Source organism: Borreliella afzelii (genome assembly GCF_014202295.1).
Classification (GTDB): Bacteria; Spirochaetota; Spirochaetia; order Borreliales; family Borreliaceae; genus Borreliella; species Borreliella afzelii.
The window spans coordinates 64,467-89,153 of sequence record NZ_JACHGM010000001.1 but is presented as its reverse complement, the minus strand read 5'-3'; the positions used below and the strand labels follow the sequence as shown (position 1 = coordinate 89,153).

Here is a 24,687-nt window from a genome sequence, read left to right as displayed (position 1 = left end):
CTATTTTATATCAATTATTGTAATTTAATGAAACTTTTTTAGTTAATTATTAGGTAATCCTTGATTTATTAAATATTATTTGTCTTAAATACAGATGACATTCAATAAATTTTAGATTAAGAAAGATAAAATAAAGCACTAGTCTTTTTGGACCTTATTTAATCTTATCTCTTCATTTTTGATTATGTTGCGTATAACTTTATATTTACTATTATTTAATTCATTTAGGCTTAAAAAATCATTTATCCCGGTTGTGTTAATTTTGTATTTAAAGTATATATTGTGTTCATCAAGGATTTCATTTTTTCTTAGATTTTCTTTTGCAAATACAATAGGCTCAATTATATCAATATACATATTAATGTAATTATGCCTTTTGTAATTTTCAAAGTTTTTTGCATAATAAACCAGAATTTTTTGAATTGGAATATTTTTGTATGAGTTGTTGCTTTTTACTTTAAATTTTATTTTTTTGAAAAACTTGTCGTTTATGTTTATTTCAGATTCATCAAAGTTGAATTGAAGTATATAGATATTTTCATTTGATAAATTTTTTGTGATGTAATAAATCATTTCAAAAATTATTGATTTTTTATTTAAATGTGGGGGGATATATATTTTTGACAAGCTTTGATTATTGCATATTTTTGAATATTTCTTTGAAAAGAAGTATGCCTTACTAGGAGTAATATTAAAGCACAAATTATGAGCAGTGCTCATAATTGAGCTTGATGTGAAAAATAAAATAAAAACAAATAATTTTTTTTTTATTTTATTGCCTTTTTAAATTATTTGCTATTCCCAACATATTGTCGGAAGTTTGAATAGCTTTTGAGTTTATTTCATAAGCTCTTTGAGCTACTATCATTGTTACCATTTCCTCAGCAATAGATACATTTGACATTTCAAGAATACCTTGCCTTAGTTTTCCCATACCTTTACTTCCTGGTATTCCTGCTATTTCTTGGCCTGATCCAGCTGTTTCTTTGAATAAATTGCTTCCAATAGCACTTAGTCCTGCAGGATTAACAAATCTTGATATTTCAATTTGTCCAAGCTCTATTGGCTCGTTGCTGTTATCAATTTTTACCGATACTATTCCTTGTTCAGATATTGTAATTGAGTCTCGGATATATTCTTCTGGAAAGAATATATTAGGCAATACCTTGTATCCTTGGCTTGTTACAAGCTCTCGATTAGAATCGATTTTAAATGATCCATCTCTGGTATATGCATAAGTTCCATCAGGCAGAAGAATTTTGTAAAATCCATCTCCTTCAATGGCAACGTCAGTGAGTAAATTGGTGGATTGCATTTTTCCTTGTTCAAATATTCTCTGGGTAGCAGCAATTTTTGTTCCGTGACCAACTTGATTTCCAAGCGGCCTTAAAGTATTTTCAGTTGCAGGAGTTCCTGCTCTGTTTTGAGTTTGGTAAATCAAATCCTCAAATTCTGCTCTTATTTTTTTAAATCCTGTAGTATTTACATTTGAAAGATTATTAGCAATTGTGTCTACATTGTATTGTTGTGCAGTCATTCCACTTGCTGCTGTCCATAATGCTCTCATCATAAAATATGCTCCTTAATATTTTCCAATTTCATTTATTAATTTTCCCAAAAGACTATCTTCAGTTTGTATTGTTTTTTGATTAGCTTCGTAAGCTCTGTTGATTTCAATCATTAAAACCATTTCTTTAACTGCGTTAACATTGGAAGCTTCGAGTGCTTCTGTTTCTATTTTAGGCCTTAATGATACATCAATTTCTTGCGCTTTGCCAGATGTTTTTGTATCAATCCATAAAGAATTTCCCTGTTTTTTGAGAAATCTGGGATTTTCAAAATTTACAATTCTGATGGTATCAAGCAGTTCGTAATTTTCCCAAGAGTTTTCATGCTCACTAACAAGTCTTCTAGGGTTTGATTCAAAGTTTGAATTATGGAAGATTTGCCCCTGAGGTGTTATTTTAAAATTATTTTTTTTTAGATATATATATCCTTTTTCTCCGAGAACAGGAAATCCGCTTTTTGTAACAAGGATTCCTTCTTTTCCAATAGTAAAAGAACCATTTCTTGTATATCTTTCTCCATCTGAAGTTTGTATTACAAAAAATCCTTGATCAGTTAGTGCTAAATCTAATGGATTGCCAGTAGTTTTTAATGGACCTTGTTCAAATAGTGTATATATCTCATTTTCTTCAACTCCTGTTCCCAGCTTGCCTACAATAGGGGCTGTTTCAAGATGCCCTTTAGGAAATTTATAAAGGCCATCATCATTTAGTCTTCTTATTAGCATTTCTGGAAATGCTTTTTGAATTGATAAATCTTTCTTGTATCCAATAAGATCTATGTTTGCCAAGTTATTTGACACTACGTCAAGCTTGCGCCTTTCTGCCATCATTCCGCTGGCAGCTGTATAAATTCCTCTTACCACGGTTAAATCCTTTAAGACAATTAACTTTATTAATACTAGCATCAATTGTCTTAGATAACAATTAATTGACCTATTGTTTTTTACTTCTTTTAATATTTTTTATCTAGGTTTTTATCTTAATAATTAAAATTATAAAATAAGTTGTATAATGATTTTTGTGGCTAATATTTAAAATACTCATCTTAAAATGAGTAATTTTAAAAAAAAAAAGAACTATAATTTAGAATTATTAGTTTTAAGGAGAATTAATGAATAGAACTTTTTTAAAGTTTTTTCTTTTTTTTTGTTTTGTAATGTTTTTGTTTGCAAATTCAGAAGATTTAAATGAAAAGGAAATTATTAATAAGGCTGAAAACCTTAATTCTGAAAATGAAGTTTTAGGATATTGGGTTGGTTATGATGATGTAAGCAAGATAAAAAATTCTATTATTTATGTTTATAAATATAATGGAGAAGTTTGCGGTCGAATTTTAACCATAATAAAAGATGGTAAAAAGTATGATGCTAAAAATCCTTCAGGAGACACCGTTGTTGGATTTGAAAATCTTGCAATAGAAGGTCTTGATTTTATGTGGGGCCTTAAGTATTCTTCTGCTTCTAAAAAGTGGGATAGGGGCAAAATAATAGATCCTAAAAATGGTAAAATTTATAATTCTGAGATGAGCGTTGATAGTAAAACCGGGAATCTTGTCACCAAGGGGAAAGTTTGGATTTTTGGCAGAAGTAAGATTTGGACAAGAGCTAAGGCTGATGAAATACCAAAAGTAGACTTGCATAATCTTGTTCCAATGCCCCCTGTAAAAAAATAAATTTAGCTTTTGGTTTTGCTATTTTTGAAAAAATACATAAACATATAGATGAGATGAGTAGGTTATGAAAAATAAAACAGAGTATTATGATCAGTTTATTGCAAAAGTGCCCAATTTTCCTAAAAAGGGTATTCTTTTTTACGATATTACTAGTGTTTTGTTAAAACCCGAAGTTTATACCTCATTAATAAATGAGGTATATTCTTTTTATAATTTAAAAAAGATCGATTGCATTGCTGTTGTTGAGTCTAGAGGATATTTGATAGGCGCCCCTTTGTCTTTAAAAATGCAACTCCCCCTTGTTTTAATTCGAAAGGAAGGTAAATTGCCTAGAGAGGTTTTTGGCGAAGAGTATGAGCTTGAATATGGCTTTGGGAGAATAGAGGTACATAAAGACGATGTTAGAATGTATTCCAATATTCTTTTAATAGATGATATATTAGCTACTGGGGGGACTTTAAAGTCATCTGCAATTTTGCTAGAGAGAGCCGGGGGCAGGGTTAAGAATATTTTTTGCTTTATTGAGCTTTGTGGTATTAATGGTAGGCGTATTCTTGAAGGCTATGAGGTTAATTCTCTTGTAAGGTACGATTAATTTAATGCTTGACTTTTCTTTTTTATTAAATTTACAATGTTTAGTTGAGGTAATATAATGTATGCACTGGTAGAAATAAATGGTAAGCAATATAAGGCTGTTGAAGGCGAATTTTTAAAAATAGATAAAATTTCTCCTGTTGAAAAAGAGAAGCTGGAATTTAATAGTGTTTTGCTTATTAATAAAGATGGAGAGATTAAAATAGGAAAGCCCTATGTTATAAATTCTTCTATTAAATGTACCTACAAAGAAGATAAAAAAGATAAAAAGGTTGTTTCCTACAGATATAGAAGAAGAAAATCAAGTGAGAGAAAAGTTGGGCACAGGCAAACTTATTCTTATATTTTGGTTGATGAAATAGTTTTTTAAGTTTATTGATTAATGTTTTAGTAAAAGTAAAAGACGATGTAATCATTTATCTTTTAGCCAATGGTCATGCTATGAGTAAGAATAATGTTAACGTTGTCTGCTCTTCTTTTTCTTTTATTTTGAGAACCTTTTTCAGTGTTCTTGATCTTGAAGGTGAGGCTTTTATTGTAAAAAATTCAAAAAGAGGCTATTTGGAATTTAAGCCTTTTTTTAAGGATTTGAGTAAAAAAAGTCTTTTTTATTATAGTAGATTTTTAATTAGAGGCATAAACGATTTATGCTTTGAGTATCCTGATGATATTAAATTAGTTTTGGAGGAAAATTAATGGCAACAAGTAAAAGTGGTGGTAGTTCAAAAAATGGACGAGATTCTATATCTAAGCGACTTGGAGTTAAAAGAAGCGGTGGTCAGTTTGTTAAGGCTGGAGAAATAATTGTTAGACAAAGAGGTACAAAATTTCATAAAGGTAAAAATGTAGGTCTTGGAAGAGACTATACAATATTTGCGCTTTCATCTGGTAAGGTAGAGTTTAAAACTTTGAAGGGGCGAAAATATGTAAGCATTGTTTAGTATGTAGTTGTTTTAGTTTTAATTGAAAAATTGGAGAAAGTTTGTATAACTTTAAGGACTCTGTAAGCATAACGGTAGTTTCAGGCAATGGTGGTTCTGGGTGCGTTTCTTTTTTGCGAGAAAAGTTTAATGCAAAAGGTGGTCCAGATGGCGGAAATGGTGGGAGTGGTGGAAGTGTAATTTTCAAGGTGAGAGAAAATCTTCGTACTTTATCTTTTTATAAAAACGGCCATGTGCTTTGTGCTAAAAATGGTCAACCTGGAATGGGCTTCAAGAGGAGTGGTGCTAATGGTAAAGATTTAATTCTTTTTGTTCCCCCAAATACAGACATTTATAATGAAAATGATGGAACTCTTTTGTGTAGGCTTGAAAATTTAAATGACGAATTTGTTATTTTAAAAGGTGGCAGAGGTGGTCTTGGTAATTGGAATTTTAAAACTTCAGTGAGAAGAGCGCCAAGGTTTGCTCAACCTGGAGAATCAGGCAATAGCTTGAATGTGCGTCTTGAGCTTTTTTTGGTGGCGGATATTGGACTTGTTGGCCTTCCTAATGCCGGCAAATCTTCTCTTCTTAATAGAATAACATCAGCAAAATCCAGGGTTGCAAATTATCCTTTTACAACAAAAATTCCCCATCTTGGCATACTTAGATATTCTTATGATGATTTAATAATTGCAGATATTCCAGGGATAATTAAAGGTGCTAGCTTTGGAGTAGGACTTGGAACCAGATTTTTAAAACATATCAGCAAAACTAAAATTTTAGCTTTAGTGATTGATATTTCTGAAGCAAATTTTTTAGAATCATATAACATTCTTTTAAATGAATTAAAAACTTATAGCTATAACCTTTTTTATAAAAAAAAAATTATTATCGCCAATAAGCTTGATTTGGATAGTTCTAAGAAAAATTTCGATTGCTTGATAAAAGCCTTGGGAAAAGAAAAGATTGTTGGTATCTCTATTTATGAAAATAAGGGGATTGATGAGCTTATTAAAGAATTTTTTGTTTTGGCTAAAGCTTTTTAATAAAATTAGTTTTTATTGTGGGCTTTTTTATTTTTAAGACTTGGTTTTCGGATGTCAAATTTGATTTAGGAAAAAATAATTCATGAGAATTGCAATATTGGGGGGCACTTATAATCCAGTTCATATAGGACATATTTTTTTGGCCAAAGAGATAGAATATTTATTAAATATTGATAAGATAATATTTATTCCTACTTGCAATCCAACTCATAAATTGATTGGGGAGGGTGTTAGTGTTAAGAATAGAATAGATATGCTCAAGCTTGCATTAAAAAATGAAAATAAAATGTTCATAGATGATTGTGACATAATAAATGGTGGAATAACTTATACTATTGATACCATTTCTTGTGTTAAAAAAAAATATAAAAACGATAAACTTTTTTTGGTTATTGGTGATGATCTTTTTCAAAATTTTGATTCATGGAAAGATCCTCAAAGTATTGCTAGCTCTGTTGATCTTGTTGTTGCTCACAGAATCTACAAAGAAAAGCTGAAAAGTTCTTTTAAGCATATTTATATAGATAATAAAATAATACCGATCTCCTCATCAGAGATTAGAAATAGAATTGCAAATGGATTTCCTGTTAGCTATTTACTACCCTTTGGTGTGTTAAAATACATTAAAGATAATAATTTATATGTTAAAAAGGTAAATGTTTGAGAAAGGATTTAATTTTTTTAGTTTTAATTGTTTTGATAATAGTGGGCGTAGTAATTTTTTTTATTAGAAGTTCAAAAAAAGAGCTGGTTTACTTTGAGCTTAATACAAAGAGTAATATTAGTTTTTTGTTTCTAGTAGAAGATCTTAACAAAAATCTTGTAAGTATGCAAGAAATTTTTATTAATATAAAAACAGGAAATCTTGGCTTTTTAGATATTCCAATTCATACTGGATATGAAGATTTAAAAGGCAATATATCTTGGTTTAAAGATCTTTATAAAAAAAATTCTTTTAATAAGTTTTTGTCTAAAATTTATACACAATTATCTCATGAATCAGATTATTATATTCGTTTTCAAAAAGAAAATTTTGTTAGGCTCATTGATTATTTGGGGGGGGTTAGACTTCTTGTTAAAAACCCAGTAAAAGTTTATAGTTTTGAGGATTCTATTTTAATACCCTCTGGTACTTCTAATTTTGATGGCGATAAATCTTATAATTATTTGAGATATTTTAATGATGTTAATCATTTTGAAGAGAGAGGCGAGTTTTTTAAAGAGTTTTTTAAAAAACTTCTTTTTCAAATTTCAGATTTTGGCATTGAAAATGATATTTTTTTTAAAATATATTCCATGTTAGATACTAACCTTTCAGAGGTTGTTTTTAAGTATATTGTTAAAAATTATAAAATAAATAATGATAAAATTATTTCTATTAATATTAAAGGGCAAGAAGAGATTTTTAAGGATAATGATAATAATTTGATAAAGGTGGTTTTCCCTTATTATGGAGGTGCTATTTTAAAAGAATCGGTAGATAAATTGAATAAAGAATTGATTAATGAAGGCTTGGAAGAGGTAGTAAAGATTGTTGTTTTAAATGGAACAAAAGTTGTTGGACTTGCAAAAAAAACAGCAAATATTTTTAATTCTTTAAAATTTAAAGTTTTAAAATTTGGCAATGCAGATAAAAATTCTTATAAAAATACCTTGATTATAAATAATTCTGATAATTTAGAAATGGCTGTTAGAGTTGGAGAGGCAATTAAAGCCTCAAATATTAAGCCAATTTCTGAAGTTCAAACTAAAAGATTATTAGAGCTTGATAATCTTGATATTAATCCGGATGTAATAGTTGTTTTAGGAGATGATTTTGATGGAAGATATGTTAAAAGTAAGTGATATTAATGCTTTATGTAAAATAATAAGCGATTTTAATGGAATTGACGTTATAGGTATTGATGTTGGCAATATTTGCAATTGGACTGATTTTTTTATAATAGCTACTTTTGTATCATTTAAGCAGATGGAAGCTTTGTATATTGATAAGATAGTTAAATTTTTTAAAGAAAAAAAAATTAATCTTAATGTTCAAGAGAAAGGATTAATTTATGATTGGACTGTTGTTTCAGGTGGAAATTTGGTAATTCATTTAATGAGCGAAAAGTCTAGAGAATACTATGAGCTTGAAAAAATATGGTCCAAAGGAATTATTATTTATCCTTGATTACTGTTTAATTAAAAAAACTAAAAATATCATAAAAATATGTTTACAAAAAATAGAAAATATTTTAGATTTAAGGTATGTACTTTTTGCGGGAGGCTTATAAGTGGATATTACAGACATAAGGATTAAGAAAGTTGAAAGTAAAAATTCTGGTTCTAAATTGTTAGCATATGTTGCAGTTACTTTTGACAATTGCTTAGTTCTTCACAATATTAGAGTTATTAAAGGGCAAAAGGGAGTATTTATTGCTATGCCTAACAGAAGAACGAGAGTTGGTGAGTATAAAGATATTGTACATCCTATTAGTCAGGATTTTAGAAAAACTTTGCAAACTTCTATTTTTAAGGAATATGTAAGAGAAAATCCAGCTGATCTTGAGCTTGAATTAGATTTTTAGATAATTATTGACAAAGCGTGTTGTATCTTGTATGCTTGTCAATTGTAAGTATTAAGGTATTTGGGACGTCGACAAGCGGTAAGTCAACTGGTTTTGGTCCAGTCATTCGAGGGTTCGAATCCTTCCGTCCCAGTATTTTACATTAGGAGTTTTTTGGTGGAAAATAGCAGGGTTTTAAGTTGTAAATATAGATCAAGCTTTGGGTCTTCTAATGCTCGCAGAATAAGGGCTAAATGTGAAATACCGGCTGTTGTTTACGGGCAGGGCAATGATGTTTTACATTTGAAAATTAAGAGTAGTGAGTTTAATAAAAAATTTGCAAAGTTTACAGATAATACTGTCTTGATATTAGATGATGGCAAGGTTGAAAGATGTGTTTTTGTTAAAGATGTTGCAGAAAATATTGCCAGCAAGCTCATTTATCATATTGATTTTTACGAAGTAGATAAGCGTGTTGAGCTTGAAAAATATATTCCTATCAAGCTTGTTGGGGCTTCTATTGGGGTTAAAGAGGGTGGAATTTTGACTGTTTTAAAAGAGCAAGTTAAGGTAAGGTCTTTGCCCTTGGATTTGCCAGAATTCATAGAGCTTGATTTAACTCCCGTTAACAAAGGAGATAGTGTTCTTCTTAAAGATCTTGTATTACCTTCTAATGTTAAGCTTGCAGAAAGTGATGATAATTTGGAAGTTGTTATTATAAAGTGATTTTATGGGTTTGTTGATACTCGGATTAGGAAACCCCGGATTAGAATTTTCTTTAACCAGACATAATGTTGGCTTTTCTCTTTTAGATAAAATTGTTTCTAAGAATGGCCTTTTTTTAAAGAGGAAAAAAAAATATGAATATTCAGAGTTAAGGGTGATTTCTAGACGGGTAATTTTGGTTAAGCCATTGACTTATATGAATTTAAGCGGATCTTTATTTCCTTCAATATTTTCAGATTTTTATATGTGCATAAAGAATCTATTAGTTGTTCTTGATAATGTTGATCTTCCTTTGGGAAAATGCAGGCTTAAAGAGCGAGGTGGTATGTCTACTCATAATGGTCTTAAGTCAATTTCAAGTGTTCTTGGAAGCTCTAATTACAGTAGACTTTATATTGGGGTTGGAAGCAATGTTATGTGCGATATAAAGAGTTTTGTTCTTTCTAGATTTTGTAAGGATGAAATAGATAGACTTGAAAAATTGTATGACTTTTTAAGCGATGAGTTAATTGATATTAGTGAGTCAAATTTTAAAGATAAAGTTCAAAAAATTAATTCTAGTAATTTTTAATGCATTTTTTAGACGATAATATACAAATTAAAATAGATAAATTTTATAAAAAAAATTCTTTAAATAAAAATCGGGTTATTGTTGCTTTTTCTGGAGGAGCTGATTCTACAACTTTATTGTTAAATTTAAAATATTATTTGAGCAATAATATCATTGCATTTTATTTTGCTCATTTTATTAGACCTGATAATGAACAAAATCAAGAAATAGAGCATGTAAAAGGGTTTTGTGATCTTTATAACATTGCTTTGCAAATTAAGAAATGTGATATAGATATAAAAAGTGAATCAGTTAGGTTGGGAGTATCTATTGAAGAGCTTGCAAGGAAATGTAGATATAATGCTTTAGAAAATGCTCTTAAAGAAAATGATGCAAATTATATTGCACTTGCTCATAACGAGAACGATCAAATTGAAACAATAATTATGAGATTTTTTCAAGGATCTTTTTTGGATGGTCTTGTAGGTATTCCTAGTGTCAATAAAAATATTATAAGACCTTTACTAGAGGTTTCAAGGCCAGAAATTGAGAATTTTTTATCTTTGAATAATATCAGGGTTTTTATTGATAGTACAAATTCTCAAAATTTATACCTAAGAAATAAAGTTAGAAATAATTTACTACCTTCTATAGAAAAGATTTTTAAAGGGTATGAAAAATGTCTTAAAAGAATATCTGAATTTTCAAAGGAATTTGTGAATTATTTTGAAAAAGATGAATTTTTCCCTGTTGAGAAAGGTAAATACTATTATTCTTTTGATTTGAAAGCTTTTTTAGATTTTCCCAAGTATTTAGTGTTTAGATTGATTTTTAAAATTTTAAATTCAGAAGGAATTGTAGCTAAAATTTCTTATAAAGCTCTTAATGAATTATTTAAAATAGAGATTGATAGAAAGAAAAACAATGTTTTGTTGAAAACCAATGATTTTTTTTTAGAAAAAAGGCATAATAAAATTAATTTAATCTTTAAAAGGGATGAAAAATTTTACAAACCTTTTGATTTTATTTTAGAAGTTGGCAAATGGCATAGTTTATCTTTAGGTAAGATTTTGCTAAAATGTTTAGAGTGCAATGCAGCTTCTGTATCAAGATTAAAATGTTGTTCTTATGAGTTTAGATATAAATTTTTTAAGGATAAGTTGAAAGCAAAAAAATTTTTTTCTAAGTTTATAAGGTGTAATCCGATTTATTTAATGTTATTAGCACTAGATAACAGGTTAATTGGAATTATTGATTTAAATACTTTAAACTTAGTATGGAGTGAAAAAAGCATTCTTAAAAAAATTAGTATATCTTTGATTGGAGGGCTTTTAAAGGAATGAATGGCAATAATAATATGAATAATAATGGAAAATCTAATAACAAAAAGAAAAATAAAAATTGGATTTTAGGGCTTGTTGTTATTTTTTTAATTTCAGCGATATTTATGTCATATTTCATAAGGGGAGGGGAAAGCTATAAAAATGTTCCTTATAGCACTTTTCAGAGTTATTTGGACAATGGACTAGTTGAGTCTGTAGTAATAATTGATAAAAATTTGATTCAATTTGTTGTCAAAGGTTCTAACTTTGCAAAATCCTATTTTTCTACCAGTATTCCTTATCTTGATATAAATCTGCTTTCAGAGCTAAAAAGTAAAAAAGTTGAGCTTAGCTCAGGAAAAAGCCAAGCTTCTTTGATTGGGGTTTTATTACAAACTTTGCCGTGGATTTTATTTTTTATTTTCTTTTTCTTTATATTTCGTCAAACTCAAGGTGGTGGTGGAAAAGTTTTTACATTTGGGAAAAGTAATGCTCAAAAGTATGAAGCTGGAAAGAATAAAATCACATTTAAAGATGTAGCCGGTCAAGAAGAGGTTAAGCAAGAGCTTCGTGAAGTTGTTGAATTTCTTAAAAATCCAAAAAAATTTGAAAAAATAGGTGCAAAAATTCCTAAAGGAGTGCTTTTGGTTGGCTCTCCGGGTACTGGTAAAACTTTGCTTGCCAAAGCCGTTGCTGGTGAGGCTGGAGTTAGTTTTTTTCACATGTCAGGTTCAGATTTTGTTGAAATGTTTGTTGGAGTTGGTGCAAGTCGTGTTAGAGATTTATTTGATAATGCTAGAAAAAATTCCCCATGCATCATTTTTATTGATGAGCTTGATGCTGTTGGTCGAAGTCGTGGTGCAGGGCTTGGTGGTGGGCATGATGAAAGAGAACAAACCCTTAATCAACTATTGGTCGAAATGGATGGATTTGGAACGCATACTAATGTAATCGTTATGGCTGCTACAAATCGTCCAGATGTTCTTGACTCTGCTTTGCTTAGGCCAGGGCGATTTGATAGACAAGTAACAGTTTCTTTGCCTGATATTAAGGAAAGAGAAGCAATATTAAATATTCATTCTTCAAAAACAAAGCTTTCAAAAGATATTAATTTACAGGTAATAGCAAGAGCCACTCCTGGAGCTAGTGGTGCTGATCTTGCAAATTTAATTAATGAAGGAGCTTTAATAGCTGCAAGGAATAATCAAGATGAAATTTTAATGAAAGATATGGAAGAGGCTAGAGATAAAATATTGATGGGAGTTGCAAAAAAATCTATGACTATCACTGACAGACAAAAGCTTGAGACGGCTTATCACGAGGCAGGTCATGCTTTGCTTCATTATTATCTTGAACACGCTGATCCATTACATAAGGTTACCATTATTCCAAGAGGCAGAGCGCTTGGTGTTGCATTTTCGCTTCCAAGGGAAGATAGACTTTCGATCAATAAGCACCAAATTCTTGATAAAATAAAGATATGTTACGGTGGTTATGCTAGCGAGCAAATAAATTTAGGCGTTACAACAGCAGGTGTTCAAAATGATTTAATGCAAGCTACTAGTTTAGCTAAAAAAATGGTTACGGAGTGGGGAATGGGCGAAGAAGTTGGGCCAATATTTTTAGTAGATGATGAAGCACCCATTTTTCTTCCAAAAGAGTTTTCAAAGTCTAAGGCTTATTCTGAGAACACTGCTGATAAAGTTGACAGAGAGGTAAAAAGAATACTTGAGGAATGTTTAAAAGAGGCATCAGATATTCTTGTAGAGCATAAGGATCAGCTTGTTAAGCTTGCAAAAGAACTTGTTTTAAAGGAGACTTTGACAGACAAAGAAGTAAGGGAGCTTTTGGGTTTTGAAGCTAGTAAAGATGAATACGATTTATTTGCAGTAGAATCTACTGCAAAGGAAGTAAAGGGGGAAGATACAAAAGGTTAAGGCAAGTGCTTATGTTTCATTTAAAGATGGGTTTGATTCTTTTTATTTCTATAAACCTAAATGCAGTTTTAGTCAAAGAAGATGAAGATATTTCAAATATTCTTTTCAATGAGTCTAAAAATTTTTCCAATTTTCAAAAAGGAAATGATTTAATTTATGGATCTCTTGATTTCAACTTAGCTTCAGACTCTCTTTATGAGCTTGCATTAAAAGAGGATATTGCTTTAATAGATAGAATTTACTTATTAAAAGAAGCAATTAATATTAATAATTTTAAAGCAACAACTCTTAAAGAAATATACACTTGTTATTTTGCGTTGCTTTTAAGACAAAATCAAAATAAGAATATGTATAAAGAAATTATTACTTTGTATGGGAACTTAAATGAAGAATTGCAAATAGATAAAGATTTAATTTGTATGAGACTTGAAGCTTCTGGAAGACTTGAAAGTTTTGGAGATGATTTTAAAAAAATTTTATTCAAAGCTTTTTCCTTGTATGGTAATGATTTTTTATTTTTTAAGTGGTTTTTAAAAGAAGATGGGTTTTTTTTTAGCATTTTTAATACCATTAGATCGAAAGAAGATTTTTTCTTTACAACCGAAAATATTAATTATATATTTAGAAATTCAGATTTTAATTATGACAATTCTGTTTCTTTGTTTTCTTTTCTTAAGGATAAAATTAAAGAATATAATGGAATTCATAGCATTTATTTTTTAAAATATAAACTTTTAGATCCCGATGAAGCTTATAGTATTTTTAAAAAATTTCCTCCCGAGACAATAAATGAATATAAAATGTTTTATGATCTTTTAGAAGATCCTGATCTGAAGAGTAAATTTTTAGAAGATTATAAAAGGTTGTCAGGAATTTATTTTATTGATAATGAAAATAATGTTGCTATACTCAAAGATGGAGTTTTAGTAGGCATTTTTTCAGGAATAGTAGATTTTGGTAATAAATTTAGTTTAGCTAATAGATATTTTAATAAAGTTTATTTTAAAGACAAATCTCCAGTTTATTATGAGAATAGTTTGCTTGGTTATAAAATAAATTATTCTGTTTATCCCTACGTTGATATGATTGAGGTTCAATATCCTGATAAAAGGGATGTTTATACTTTTGCTTTACATGCTTTTAAGTACAATATTTTTAATAATTTAGGCTACAATTTTAATAGTCTTGGGATCAGAGAGTTGTTCTTAATTAACATTAAAGATTTTTTTCTACCTACCGCTTTAAATTTATTTTTTGAAAAAATTTCTGTTTTAGATATTAGATCAAGCCTGATAAGTAAAAAAAAATATTTTGGATTTGATTTAGTAGAAATTAAAAATTATGTGCTTGGAAGTTTGGTTTCAATTTATAGAAAAGTTAATGGTTCTAAAAAATTTAATTATATTGAGATTTATGAAAAAGATAAATTAAAAATAAAGAAAGCTTTGTTAGATGATGATTATTTTGAAAGTTATCATTCTCTTGAATGATAACTTTAATAGAATCCCTAATTATTAATTTTAGGTTTTTAATGTTAATGTTTTTTAGTCGTCATTTTTTATAATCGAATTTGAATTTACTTCAGGGAGGATTTTTGGGTTTTTGTTTAGACTTTGCTAATAAAGAAGATGCTAAATTAAATAACATTGTATCTATTAGCCATTTTGATTTTAAAGTCAAAATAAATTTAATCCTTGTAGTTGGGCCCATGGGAAGTGGAAAAACAGAATATGCTGCAAAAATTTATAAAGATTCGCTTGTTGTGAGAAAAAAATCTTTTAAAGTATTGGGTAATATTATTAAAGGAAATAGGAGTAGGGTTAATGTATTTTTTATTAGAAATTTTCTCGACAAGAGAAGGTTTCAGGATTTTCCAGAAAATGTAATACCATATAGAGGTGGTGGAAAAGATAGAATTGATGAGATTGGTTTTGCCAGCAGCTCTTTTGATATTGAAAAATTAATAGCTTCTAATCCTAGTTGTGGTACTTTTATTATTGATGAGGCATGTTTTTATGATGAGCGTTTAATTTTTGTTTTAAATAAAATTTCGTTAAATGAGAATATTTTATTTATATTGCCCACATTACTTTACAATTTTAGAAAAGAATCTTTTAATGATACTGCTAAACTTTTGGTAGAATATTCAGATAAGATTTATAAGCTTGGAGCTTATTGTGGGCATATTGATTGCATGGAAGAATCTTTTTTTTCGTATAGATATTATTTTTACAACAACAAAGAAATTCCAGCCCCCTATTTTGATCCTTTGCTTATTGTTGGTGGTGATGAAGAGATTGAATCTGCTATTTACCCAAATTACGCTACAAGATGTTCAATGCACCATTATCTTGTGGGCAAAGAATATTTTTTTTCTTTTTTAAAGCCATTTGCCTTGTTATATTCACAAGGAGATAAAAAATTTCTTGAAAATGAAATTGTAGCGTTAAGCACTGATGTTGAAAATTCTAATTTTGTAAATTCTTTAGATAGTGAAAGAGCGTATGAATTTAGAGATGAAATTTTAAGAAATATTCTAGAGCTGCCTTTTTTGGCGGAAAGAGCGTTAATAACTCTTTTCTCGGAATATAGCATCTTGAGTAAAGATAATTTTAAAGATCTTGTTTTTAAGTTTTCTTTAAATAAGGATTATATAAATAAAATTTTTTTTTCCAAAGAAGGCAAAGAAATTTTTTAATAATAGTTTGAACTTTTTTCAAAAAATGCTTTGGTTTCGTCAATTCGCAGTAGTTCTTTTTTAATAATGTCATAGTAGTCGAACTCTTTAAGAGAAATTTTATAATATTCGTTTTCCCAGTTTGTTATTCCATCGCTTTCTAGTTTAACAGATTGATAATTTTCAAGTTTTTTATGACATTTTAGTGCTTCATCGTAGTAGTTAATTGCTATTTTATATAATTTTTCTGCTTTTTCTAGATTGAGAATAATTCCATTTTTTTCTGGAGTTTTGAAAAAATATGAATTTCTTGTATCGAATAAATCTCCCAAATGCAAATTTTGTTTAACTAGGAGCAGATTTACATGCATTTTGAAAAGAAGTTTATATTTTGTCCACTGTTCTTTTGTTTCTATTTTAGTTAGTGAGTATTTTGGATTTCCAAATGGGTATTTTAAAGCTTTTTGAAGAAAAAATATATTTTTTTTGTAGTTTTCAGGATTTTTTTTCATTTGGGTGTTAAAGATTACATACCATTGTTCTGCATAATAAAATTTGGACGATGCATTTATCTTTGCAACTGTCACTAAAAGAAGTAAAAATAAATTTATTTGGAAAGTGGCATTTTTAAACATATAATTAATCATATGATTAATTATATTAGAATTTTATTAGATTGAAAATTTTTTCTGCGTTTTTATCTAAATTATCTTTTATTGAATTGTCAATATAAATCACATTAATTGTTTTTTCTATTTTTTTAAATGTTTTTAAATATTTAAGAGTAATTTGTTCAAAAGTTTTGTATTTTTCAAGCTCAAAAAGATCACTTTGTGTTCTATTTTTTTGGATTCTTTCATAAGCTATTTTTGGGTCTGTTTTAATAAAGAATACTTTTTCAGGTAATGGAAAATTTTTATTTAATTCATATCCCAATTTTCCTTGATAGGCAATTGATGAGAATAAATAGCGATCAGTTATTATTTTTGTGGATTTTGTGTTTAAAATTTCCAGTATTCCACCTTTTTTATATAAGTGATCGTGTCTATCTGCTGCATAAAGATATGCAAATGTTGATTCTTTTAAAGGATTTTTAAAATTCATTAATTGCTCTTTTATCATTTCTCCAATTATTCCGCTTGATGGTTCTTTTGTAAAGTAATACCTTGATTCATTCTTACAAATGGTTTTTAGTTTATTAATTATGCTTGTTTTTCCACTTCCATCAATTCCTTCTATGCAATAAAAGTTTTTTAATATTTTAATCACAAATATTTTTTCTTCCTTTCTTTTGGTGTCAATAATTAGGTTATTGATAATTATTATATAATAATAATTATCAATATATGAGTGTATGAATTTGGAGTTTTTGAAAAATAAGACATTTTTATTGTTGATTTTACCACTTTTAGTTTTTGTTTTAATAATTTTTTCCATTAATCTATTTGTTCAAGTTCAAATTTATTCTGCAAAGTTTCTTGTTGTAAAATATCTTGAATCAAAATTTGGCTTTAAGATTAAATATGATAATATTTCACCATATTTTTTATCATCCATTAAAATCGACGGTTTAGAGCTAAGCTTGGATGGAAAAGATAAAATATTAATGGATGTTGTTAGGGTAGATTTAAATCTGTTTAAATTAATTTTAGGCGATGAAAATATTATTTTAAATGTTTATGTTAAAGGGAGTAATTTGAATTTTGATATAAACGATTTTAGTTTATCCGATGATTTGAGTTCTAGCAGCGCCTATTCCGACAATGGAAATGTAATTTTAAATAAAATTTTAAATTATCTTTATAGACTAAATATTAATTTAGAAAATATCAATATTAATATTAAGCTCAATAAGCATAATAGTTGGTTGAATTTTAAAGTTAGAAATTTTTCATTGAGTACTGTAGATGAAGATTTTTTATTTAGTTCTGTAGTTGATTTTAGTGCTGTTAAAAATTTAGAAATCAATTTGCCAGCTGAAAGAGTTGATGATGGAGTTTTAGATTCAACTTTCTATTTTGAAGGAAAATTCAAAAAAGGTTTTGAGGATGGTTATATAAACTTTAGTTTTTTTGAACTTAAAACGAGTTATTTTTCTTTGCTTGAGCAAGGATTCCAAATAAATTATTCAAAAGGAAATTTAAAAATTTTTAATTTACAAAGGGAGAATTTTGATTTTAATTTAAGTTACGATAAAGCTAATGGTTTTATTCGATTGGATGCTTTATTTTTCAATGTTAATCTTTTGAATTGGATTAAGCTAAACAAAGACTTTGAAATTTATAAAGATTATTTTGATATAAGCTTAAATGGTCAGTTGGCATTTTCTTATGATTTTAAAGATAAAGATGTAAGATATGCAGGAATAATAGATTCTTCTTTAAATGCAGATACTATAGGTAAAGAAATTCAAGGTTTGCAACTTAAAATCAAAGGGAATGATAGCATTGTAAGCGTTGAAAATGCCTTTTTAAAGCTTAAAAGGGGAGTTGTAAACTATAAAGGTTATTATTCTTTAAAGGACTTGCTTCCAATAGGACGTCTTAACTTTAAATCTGCAAAAATTTTAAACTTTAATGATTTAAATGGGTATTTGGATTTTAAGAAAGATAAAAATATTTTTTCGGTTAAGTCTGATAGTTTTAGTCTTGGAAATCTTAGTTTTCAAGATTTAAGTTTAAAAACTTATTTTTTAAAGGATAAAATTTTTGTTGACTATTTGATTTATTTAGAAAATAAAAATTCTCAAATTTCTTTAAAAGGAGATCTTAATGATGAAGAATTTTCTTTCAATTTAGGCATTAAAGAGTTTCCGCTACTTTTTTTAAAAGAAGTTGTTCCTAGTTCTTATTTAATAAATTTTTTCCCCAAGACTTTATTTTCAGGTAAATATTTAAATTTAGTTTCTGATTTTAATTTAAATAAATTTGATTATCGTAAGAATAGATTAAAAAAATTCAATTTCATAGTATTTTCAAAGTTGGATAATTTTAAATTTATGTTTGATGCTAGTGGAGAAAAAAATTTTTACAAATCAAACAACTTTGATTTGCAGTACAATGATTACAATTTGCATTCTAGCTTGTTTGTTGAGCTATTTGAAAGTGGGTTTAATATTAGTACGAATTTTTCTTATTTGGATAAAAATTATCCTTTAAATTTTAATGTTAATTTTAAAAATAAGTTTATTGTTGCTGAATCTCCTCTTGGCATAAAATTAGATTTCAATTATTTTGATTCTAAAATAATTTATACCCTTAATGTTAATGGTTTTAAGGTTTACAATAAAACCTCTGATCTTTTGATAAATATAAATTTTCATGGGAACTATTTAGAGCTTAATAATGATTTGAAATTTAGAATAGATAAGTTTAATATAATAAAAGCTTCTAAAATACCCGCTTATAATTTTAATTTTGGGTTTAAGGGCTTATATGAATATGATAAATTGTACATTTCTGATGTTAAATTTATAAACAAGCTTTCAAATTTGCAAGGATATGGACAATTCAATTTAAAAGATAATTTTAATGGTAGTTTAAATTTATTTTCTAGTTTAAATTCAGAACGATATTTTTTAGGAGTTAATTCCGATGAATATGGAAGTTATTTTTTACTTAAATTTCAAGATTTAGATTTTTACAATTTTAATTCTTTATCCCTTTTAGAAGGGAAGGTTAATGGTAATTTTTTGCTAAATTTTAAAAATAATGATTTTAAAAATTATTCTTTGAGTGGATATCTTGAGGCTGATAAATTAACTTTATTGGGCATTCCTATGCAGTTTTCTCTGAATTTAGGATTATTGGACAATAGGCTTAACATATATGATATAAAAGTCAAGCGCAATAAAAAAGAGTTTCTTACTGGTAGTCTAAGATATGACTTAAGCAGCTCCATAGGCGTATCTAATATGGTTTTTAATAGCGACTTATTTTCTTATAAGTTTAATGCAAATTTTAGAAACTTTGAAAGTAGGGATGAAGAGCGATTTGGAGTTTTGAAAACCAAAACAGAGGGTGAATTTTCCTTTAGAGATATTAAATATAAAAATGAGTTTTTATCTAATCTTACGGTTGAATTTAGCAATGATTTTGAAAAATTTAATATGGCCTCAATTGATTATGACCTTATTGATGTTTTATACCATTATGGTAGTGGAGAATATAGCTTTATTTTAAAAGATTATTTACCTCTTAGTTTTAATTCATCAGGTAAAATAATTAAAAATAAAATTCTTGGAAATGTCAGAGATATTAAATTTGATTCAAAAATAATCACTAAAGATTTTTTAGATTCACATCCTTTATTTAATATTGACAATCATTTTATTCTTTATGATCTTTTTTTAAATGGTGAATTTGATATTGATGGGGATTTATATAATCCTAATATTAATGGAAGTTTAAATATTCAAAAAGGATTAATAAGTACTGAGTATTTAAGGGCTTCTAGAAAGTTTGGTGGTGATAGAACTTTAGAAATATTTGATATGCCAGTTGAAATTCAGGATAATAAAATCATTTTTAGTAATGAGTTTGCTTTGGATCGGTATTCCAAGGTTTTTGTTTCTACTAGTTTAAATTTAAATTTTTTAAGTGATACTATTATTGATTATTACAAAATAGATATTAATGTGACTGGCAGAACAGGAGTCCCTATTAAGTTTGACAAAATTGCTTTAAGCTTTACAGGTTATGCTTTAGGCAATTTTTCAATTGAAGGAAATGCCGATGAAATTATGTTTAAAGGCATTTTAAATATTTCAAATGCTTGGGTTTATTCTCTTGAAAGTTCTATTGTTAATTTATTAGTAAATCCCTTCAAGCAAGCAAAAAGAGCGCAAACAGTTGATATTAATGTTCGAGATTTTGATATTTTGACTCACCTTGAGATAAATTTTGACAGCGGTGTTACTTTTCACTGGCCAGATAGTAATATTTCGTTTTTACAAGCTACTATTTCAAGAGGGGATAAGCTTGTAATAAAATCTGATACAAAAACCGATGATTTTATTCTTAAGGGAGATTTAAATATTGCAAATGGTTTTGTTAATTATAATAATAAAAAATTTATCTTTAAAAGTGGTGCTTATATATCCTTTAATGAGAGCAGAATTAAGTTTGATCCATGGATAAAGGCAGAGGCTACAAATACAATTAAAGATAGAAATGATAAACTGCTTGTTACAATAGGTATTGATAGTCCTTTGAGTTTATGGAAAATTGAGTTTATGTCTTATCCTTCTAGGAGTGAACAGGAGATTAAATATTTGCTCTCAGGATCAACAATGGGAGGGTCTGAGGGAGGATTGCGATCGGCAGGGACTAATGCTGCTGAAATGGCAATTGGAATAGTAAGTGATATTGCTCTTGATTTTTTAATTCAACCCATTGAAGATTATATGCGTTCTGTATTAAACTTAGACTTGTTGAGTATCAAGACGGATATATTAAAGAATTCTATTAATAGTAATTTTTTTAAAATTGGGAATCCTACTTTTGTTGATGTTCTTGATAATACAAGTGTTAAGGTAGGAAAATATCTTGTCGAGGGTGTTTTTATTAGTGGAGGCTTTGGTTTTTTAAAAGAGCAAACGACTCCTTTTTCAAAGGATTTAAATTTTGTTATTAATTTGGGCATTGAGTTTGATTCTCCATTTTTTTTGGTTAATTATGAGTTTGATTACAATTTTATGAAAAAAGGTTTAGATGGAATAGGAAATAATATAGGTATTTCTTGGAAATTTAAATATTAAATTGTTAAGAGGTTAAGATGGGTTCAATTAGAGGTTTGTTTTTTATAAGTTTTTTAATGTTTTTAGGTGTTTTTAGTTTTGCTCAAGTTGAAAATTACAAAGGTAAAATAATAAAGGGTATTAATTTTGAAGGACTTAAGAATAAGAAAGAGGTGGATTTTATTAATACTTTAAAACCTTACATTGGTACGGCATATTCTAATGAAATTTTTGATAAATTACAAATTGATCTTTATGCTCTTGATTATTTTTCTGGGCTTATTAAGCCGATTTTTAAAATGGATGGCGAGGAACTGTTTATTACATTTATTGTAAAAGAAAAATCTTTGGTTAATTCTGTTGTTTTTTCTGATAGCAGTAGAGTTTTTTGGAATAGCGAACTTGTTGAGAAGGTAAATATTAAGACCAATGAGCCTTTAAATCTTGCAAGTGTTAACAAAGGTGTTGACAAGCTTGAAGAGATGTATAAAGACACGGGATATCTTGATGCTTCTGTAAATTTTGAAATCAAAGAAGAAGGAAATTTGGTTGATATTATTTTCAATATAGTAGCTGGGCCTAAATACGTTATTAAAGGTATTGATTTTGAAGGAAATTTAAGCTTTAAAAGTAGCACTTTGAGAAAATCTTTAGCATCAAGAGTAGTATCTCTTTTTTCAGATGGTAAATATTTAAAAAGTAATGTTGATAAGGACAAGCATCAACTAGAGTCTTTTTATAAAAATAATGGATATATTGATATTAAGATTATCAACAGTACTGTTGATATTAAAGATTCTCTTAAAGATTCTCAAAGGTTAGAAAAGGAAGTTTTTTTGAAATATTTTATTTCAGAAGGTAATGTTTTTAGATTTGGAAAGCTTGAAATTTTGGGTAATTCAGTTTTTAGTTTGGAAGAATTAAAAAGTTTTATTACCTTTAAGGAAGGTGATATTTTTAATAATTCTAAATTTGAGCAGGATTTTACCAAAATCAAAGAAAGTTATTTTAAAGAAGGGTATATTTTTACAGAAATTATTCCTTCACAAAAGATAAGGGGAGAGTTTGTTGATTTTTTAATTAAAATTTCAGAAAAGGATAAGGCTCATATTGAGTCTATTACTGTTTCTAAAAATAAAAATACAGCTTCGCATGTAATACTTAGAGAGATCCCACTTCAAGAAGGTGATGTTTTTAGTTTGGATAAATTTAAGATGGGTATGGTAAACTTACAGCAGCTTGGTTATTTTTCAAATGTAATCCCTGATATTGTTCCGAGCAATACGGAAGGGCTTATGAAAATAAATTTAAACATTGAGGAGCGAGCAACAAGTAATTTTGGATTTGGTATGAATTTTGGAGGCAATTCAAATTCTTCGTTTCCATTCTCAGTATTTGGGCAATGGGAGCTTTCTAACTTTTTGGGTGAAGGCTATTATTTTGCTGCAAGGCTAAATTTATCTTTTTTAGAGCAAAGTCTTAGTTTGACATTTAGAGATAATTGGTTTTTTCAGAAAAGATGGACTGTGGGTGGATTTGTAGATTTTTCACATTCTGTTAATACCGCTTATCAGGATATTAATGGGCCTATTTTTTCTGGTAAAAGAGAAGTTCCAGATCCATTTACAAGTTGGGAAGAATATCGAGATGCTAAAAGCTTTTCCGATTTTAATGCTATGAATTATTCTTTACTTAAGCTTAGTTTTGGGGGATTTACAGGATATACTTTTTCTAATTATCTTGGTAAGCAAACTCTTCTTGGTACTTTACAAACTGCTTTAAAATATGTTTTTTATGATAATGAGATTAACAGACCTTCAAATTATTATTTAAGAGATAATTATAAAACTTTTAGATTTGAAAATTCTCTTAGTTTGAGTGCGGCTTGGGATACGAGAAATTCTACCTCTTTGTCTAATAATGGATTTTTGCTTAAACAGCAGTTTGATTTTTTCGGCGGATTTTTATTTGGTCAGAGTCATTTTATTAAATCTGCTACAACCTTTGAGAGATATTTTTCTCTTTTAGGATATGAGGATGTATTTACGCCTTATTTTGATATTATTTTGACCTTAAGGAGTGTTTATTCAAATATATTGCCTCCTCTTGGTAATGGTTTTGAAATTGAAATTCAACCCCATCATCACATAGTTCTTAGTGAAAATTTTATGCAGGCTAGAGGTTGGGGGATTTTGAAAAATATTTACAGCTCCTTTGTAAATACTGTGCAAATATCTATTCCTTTGTTAAAAAATTTTTTAGTTTGGGATGTTTTTTTTATAGATTTTGCTTCCTATTCTTTAGAAGGGCAAGAAAATTCTTTATTTAGACCTTTTAGTAGTTTTGCTTTTAGCTGGGGGACTGGAATTAGAAGTCTTTTACCTCAGTTACCACTGTCTTTTGTAATAGCTTATCCTTTTTATTTTGACAATGATAAAGTTAACAGTTATTACAAATATTTTTCTGGATTTAAATTTTTCTTAGGAATTGAAATGAGATATTAATAAATGCTATGGAGAAATTTGTGTTTTTTTTGATTTTACCATTGTTTTTTTTATTGTCCTTTAATGTTTTTTCGATAGATGTTATTAAAATAGGCATTGTTGATTTTGATAGAATTGTGATTGAAGTTTTAAATCCTCAATTGAAAGCTAATCTTGATCAAATAAAAAATAGGTATCAAGAACAAATAAATGGGTTAAATTTAGAACTTAAGAATTTAAAACAGATGTATGATAAATCAATTGCTGATAATGACTTAGACAATGCAAGATCTTTTGGTAACCAATATAATTTAAAAGTTGATGAGCTAAAGAGAGTGTCTAGTTTAGCAAAGAATAATTTAGAGCAGCAAAGATTGGCCAATATTAATAGTTTAAATAATAATAGTGAATCTTTAAGTAAAATACTTCATGGTATTCAATATGTTGCAGAAATTAATGGGTTTTCTTTGATTATGAAAAAAAATAATCCATATATTCTTTACCATAACAGTACTGTTGATATAACAGATGATGTTATTAAGTATCTTTTAGAAAAGTATAATAAAAATCCTTAAGACTTTTTAAGGAGGGTGCTTTATTTTTTGCAATCTGCAATTAGATTGTAAAATTCTTTTTTTATTGTTTTTATTAATGTTTTAAAATCAATTAAATTTAAAACATTACAAAAAAAATCCACAATAAGCAGCAGTTTTTTGCTTAAGCTGCATTAAAAGTCATTAAAAAACTACAAATGAAAAATTTAAAAATATCAAAATGATTAAATATTACTGTTTTAATGAATAAAAACATAAAATTAAATCAACTCTAAAATTTTATATTTTGCCTTGCTTTAAGATTAGTCTTGCTAATAGATAGATTGTGGATAACTGCGAAAACCATTATTTT

The 24,687-nt window shown here is 27.8% G+C and carries 24 protein-coding genes and 1 tRNA gene; 20 read left to right on the top strand and 5 right to left on the bottom strand.

Going from position 1 to position 24,687, the window contains the following annotated elements:
• Positions 1-138 precede the first annotated feature (138 nt).
• The 3 genes from HNP63_RS00360 to flgF are packed head-to-tail and all read right to left on the bottom strand — an operon-like array spanning position 139 to position 2,431.
• Positions 139-720: a hypothetical protein gene (locus HNP63_RS00360; protein WP_326491332.1), complete on the bottom strand. Its 582-nt coding sequence runs from the start codon at positions 718-720 to the stop codon at positions 139-141.
• A 52-nt stretch (positions 721-772) separates the two neighbouring features.
• The gene (gene flgG, locus HNP63_RS00355; RefSeq protein ID WP_004789519.1) at positions 773-1,570 is read right to left on the bottom strand and encodes a flagellar basal-body rod protein FlgG; all 798 of its coding nucleotides are present in this window, start codon (positions 1,568-1,570) and stop codon (positions 773-775) included.
• Positions 1,571-1,582: 12 nt separating this feature from the next.
• Positions 1,583-2,431, bottom strand: a complete 849-nt coding sequence (gene flgF, locus HNP63_RS00350; protein ID WP_004790038.1) for a flagellar basal-body rod protein FlgF — start codon at positions 2,429-2,431, stop codon at positions 1,583-1,585.
• Between the two features lie 248 nt (positions 2,432-2,679).
• On the opposite strand from flgF, the gene HNP63_RS00345 reads away from it, so the two are divergent.
• The 17 genes from HNP63_RS00345 to HNP63_RS00265 all read left to right on the top strand — a co-directional run bounded on the left by HNP63_RS00345 (position 2,680) and on the right by HNP63_RS00265 (position 15,582).
• Positions 2,680-3,240: a DUF2147 domain-containing protein gene (locus HNP63_RS00345; protein WP_004789505.1), complete on the top strand. Its 561-nt coding sequence runs from the start codon at positions 2,680-2,682 to the stop codon at positions 3,238-3,240.
• Between the two features lie 64 nt (positions 3,241-3,304).
• Complete coding sequence (locus tag HNP63_RS00340; RefSeq protein ID WP_004790020.1) at positions 3,305-3,835, top strand: adenine phosphoribosyltransferase; 531 nt, start codon at positions 3,305-3,307, stop codon at positions 3,833-3,835.
• Positions 3,836-3,892: 57 nt separating this feature from the next.
• Positions 3,893-4,204 carry a 50S ribosomal protein L21 gene (rplU, locus tag HNP63_RS00335; RefSeq protein ID WP_183226928.1) on the top strand — a complete coding sequence of 104 codons (312 nt, stop codon included), beginning with the start codon at positions 3,893-3,895 and terminating at the stop codon, positions 4,202-4,204.
• Between the two features lie 5 nt (positions 4,205-4,209).
• Complete coding sequence (locus HNP63_RS00330; protein ID WP_004789481.1) at positions 4,210-4,530, top strand: ribosomal-processing cysteine protease Prp; 321 nt, start codon at positions 4,210-4,212, stop codon at positions 4,528-4,530.
• Positions 4,530-4,775 carry a 50S ribosomal protein L27 gene (rpmA, locus tag HNP63_RS00325; protein WP_002656482.1) on the top strand — a complete coding sequence of 82 codons (246 nt, stop codon included), beginning with the start codon at positions 4,530-4,532 and terminating at the stop codon, positions 4,773-4,775. Before HNP63_RS00330 ends, rpmA begins: the two co-directional genes overlap by 1 nt.
• Positions 4,776-4,816: 41 nt before the next feature.
• Positions 4,817-5,803, top strand: coding sequence for a GTPase ObgE (gene obgE, locus HNP63_RS00320; protein ID WP_183226926.1), 987 nt, complete (start codon positions 4,817-4,819; stop codon positions 5,801-5,803).
• 82 nt (positions 5,804-5,885) lie between these two features.
• A complete protein-coding gene (nadD, locus tag HNP63_RS00315; RefSeq protein WP_048830714.1) occupies positions 5,886-6,467 on the top strand; it encodes a nicotinate (nicotinamide) nucleotide adenylyltransferase in 582 nt (193 codons plus the stop codon).
• On the top strand, positions 6,464-7,648 hold the full coding sequence (locus HNP63_RS00310) for an LCP family protein (protein ID WP_183226924.1): 1,185 nt from the start codon (positions 6,464-6,466) through the stop codon (positions 7,646-7,648). Before nadD ends, HNP63_RS00310 begins: the two co-directional genes overlap by 4 nt.
• Complete coding sequence (gene rsfS, locus HNP63_RS00305) at positions 7,623-7,973, top strand: ribosome silencing factor (protein ID WP_004789998.1); 351 nt, start codon at positions 7,623-7,625, stop codon at positions 7,971-7,973. The genes HNP63_RS00310 and rsfS overlap by 26 nt, the downstream gene beginning before the upstream one ends.
• A gap of 103 nt (positions 7,974-8,076) precedes the next feature.
• Complete coding sequence (spoVG, locus tag HNP63_RS00300) at positions 8,077-8,370, top strand: DNA-binding protein SpoVG (protein WP_004789867.1); 294 nt, start codon at positions 8,077-8,079, stop codon at positions 8,368-8,370.
• A gap of 61 nt (positions 8,371-8,431) precedes the next feature.
• Positions 8,432-8,503: transfer RNA gene (locus tag HNP63_RS00295), tRNA-Gln, on the top strand.
• A 23-nt stretch (positions 8,504-8,526) separates the two neighbouring features.
• The gene (locus tag HNP63_RS00290; protein WP_004789749.1) at positions 8,527-9,075 is read left to right on the top strand and encodes a 50S ribosomal protein L25/general stress protein Ctc; all 549 of its coding nucleotides are present in this window, start codon (positions 8,527-8,529) and stop codon (positions 9,073-9,075) included.
• Positions 9,076-9,079: 4 nt separating this feature from the next.
• Positions 9,080-9,646 carry an aminoacyl-tRNA hydrolase gene (gene pth, locus HNP63_RS00285; RefSeq protein ID WP_183226921.1) on the top strand — a complete coding sequence of 189 codons (567 nt, stop codon included), beginning with the start codon at positions 9,080-9,082 and terminating at the stop codon, positions 9,644-9,646.
• Positions 9,646-10,968, top strand: a complete 1,323-nt coding sequence (tilS, locus tag HNP63_RS00280; RefSeq protein ID WP_044052308.1) for a tRNA lysidine(34) synthetase TilS — start codon at positions 9,646-9,648, stop codon at positions 10,966-10,968. Before pth ends, tilS begins: the two co-directional genes overlap by 1 nt.
• The gene (ftsH, locus tag HNP63_RS00275; RefSeq protein WP_183226919.1) at positions 10,965-12,884 is read left to right on the top strand and encodes an ATP-dependent zinc metalloprotease FtsH; all 1,920 of its coding nucleotides are present in this window, start codon (positions 10,965-10,967) and stop codon (positions 12,882-12,884) included. The genes tilS and ftsH overlap by 4 nt, the downstream gene beginning before the upstream one ends.
• An 11-nt stretch (positions 12,885-12,895) precedes the next feature.
• Positions 12,896-14,374, top strand: a complete 1,479-nt coding sequence (locus tag HNP63_RS00270; RefSeq protein WP_183226917.1) for a hypothetical protein — start codon at positions 12,896-12,898, stop codon at positions 14,372-14,374.
• A gap of 104 nt (positions 14,375-14,478) precedes the next feature.
• Positions 14,479-15,582 (top strand): thymidine kinase, encoded by a 1,104-nt coding sequence (locus HNP63_RS00265; protein ID WP_004789453.1) that lies wholly within the window; start codon positions 14,479-14,481, stop codon positions 15,580-15,582.
• On the opposite strand, the gene HNP63_RS00260 is transcribed toward HNP63_RS00265, so the two are convergent.
• Together HNP63_RS00260 and tmk are read right to left on the bottom strand one after the other, a co-directional pair.
• The gene (locus HNP63_RS00260) at positions 15,579-16,196 is read right to left on the bottom strand and encodes a DUF8513 domain-containing protein (RefSeq protein ID WP_004789406.1); all 618 of its coding nucleotides are present in this window, start codon (positions 16,194-16,196) and stop codon (positions 15,579-15,581) included. The two genes, HNP63_RS00265 and HNP63_RS00260, sit on opposite strands and share 4 nt — an antisense overlap.
• Before the next feature lie 25 nt (positions 16,197-16,221).
• Positions 16,222-16,830 (bottom strand): dTMP kinase, encoded by a 609-nt coding sequence (gene tmk / locus HNP63_RS00255; protein ID WP_004790050.1) that lies wholly within the window; start codon positions 16,828-16,830, stop codon positions 16,222-16,224.
• Between the two features lie 85 nt (positions 16,831-16,915).
• Between tmk and HNP63_RS00250 the strand changes: the two genes are divergently transcribed.
• Genes HNP63_RS00250 through HNP63_RS00240 form a run of 3 tightly spaced genes read left to right on the top strand, consistent with a single transcriptional unit; the run spans position 16,916 to position 24,356 of the window.
• The gene (locus HNP63_RS00250) at positions 16,916-21,319 is read left to right on the top strand and encodes a translocation/assembly module TamB domain-containing protein (RefSeq protein ID WP_044052310.1); all 4,404 of its coding nucleotides are present in this window, start codon (positions 16,916-16,918) and stop codon (positions 21,317-21,319) included.
• A 17-nt stretch (positions 21,320-21,336) separates the two neighbouring features.
• Positions 21,337-23,802: an outer membrane protein assembly factor BamA gene (gene bamA / locus HNP63_RS00245; protein ID WP_011601233.1), complete on the top strand. Its 2,466-nt coding sequence runs from the start codon at positions 21,337-21,339 to the stop codon at positions 23,800-23,802.
• Positions 23,803-23,822: 20 nt separating this feature from the next.
• Positions 23,823-24,356: an OmpH family outer membrane protein gene (locus HNP63_RS00240; protein WP_004790030.1), complete on the top strand. Its 534-nt coding sequence runs from the start codon at positions 23,823-23,825 to the stop codon at positions 24,354-24,356.
• The last annotated feature ends 331 nt before the right edge of the window (positions 24,357-24,687 follow it).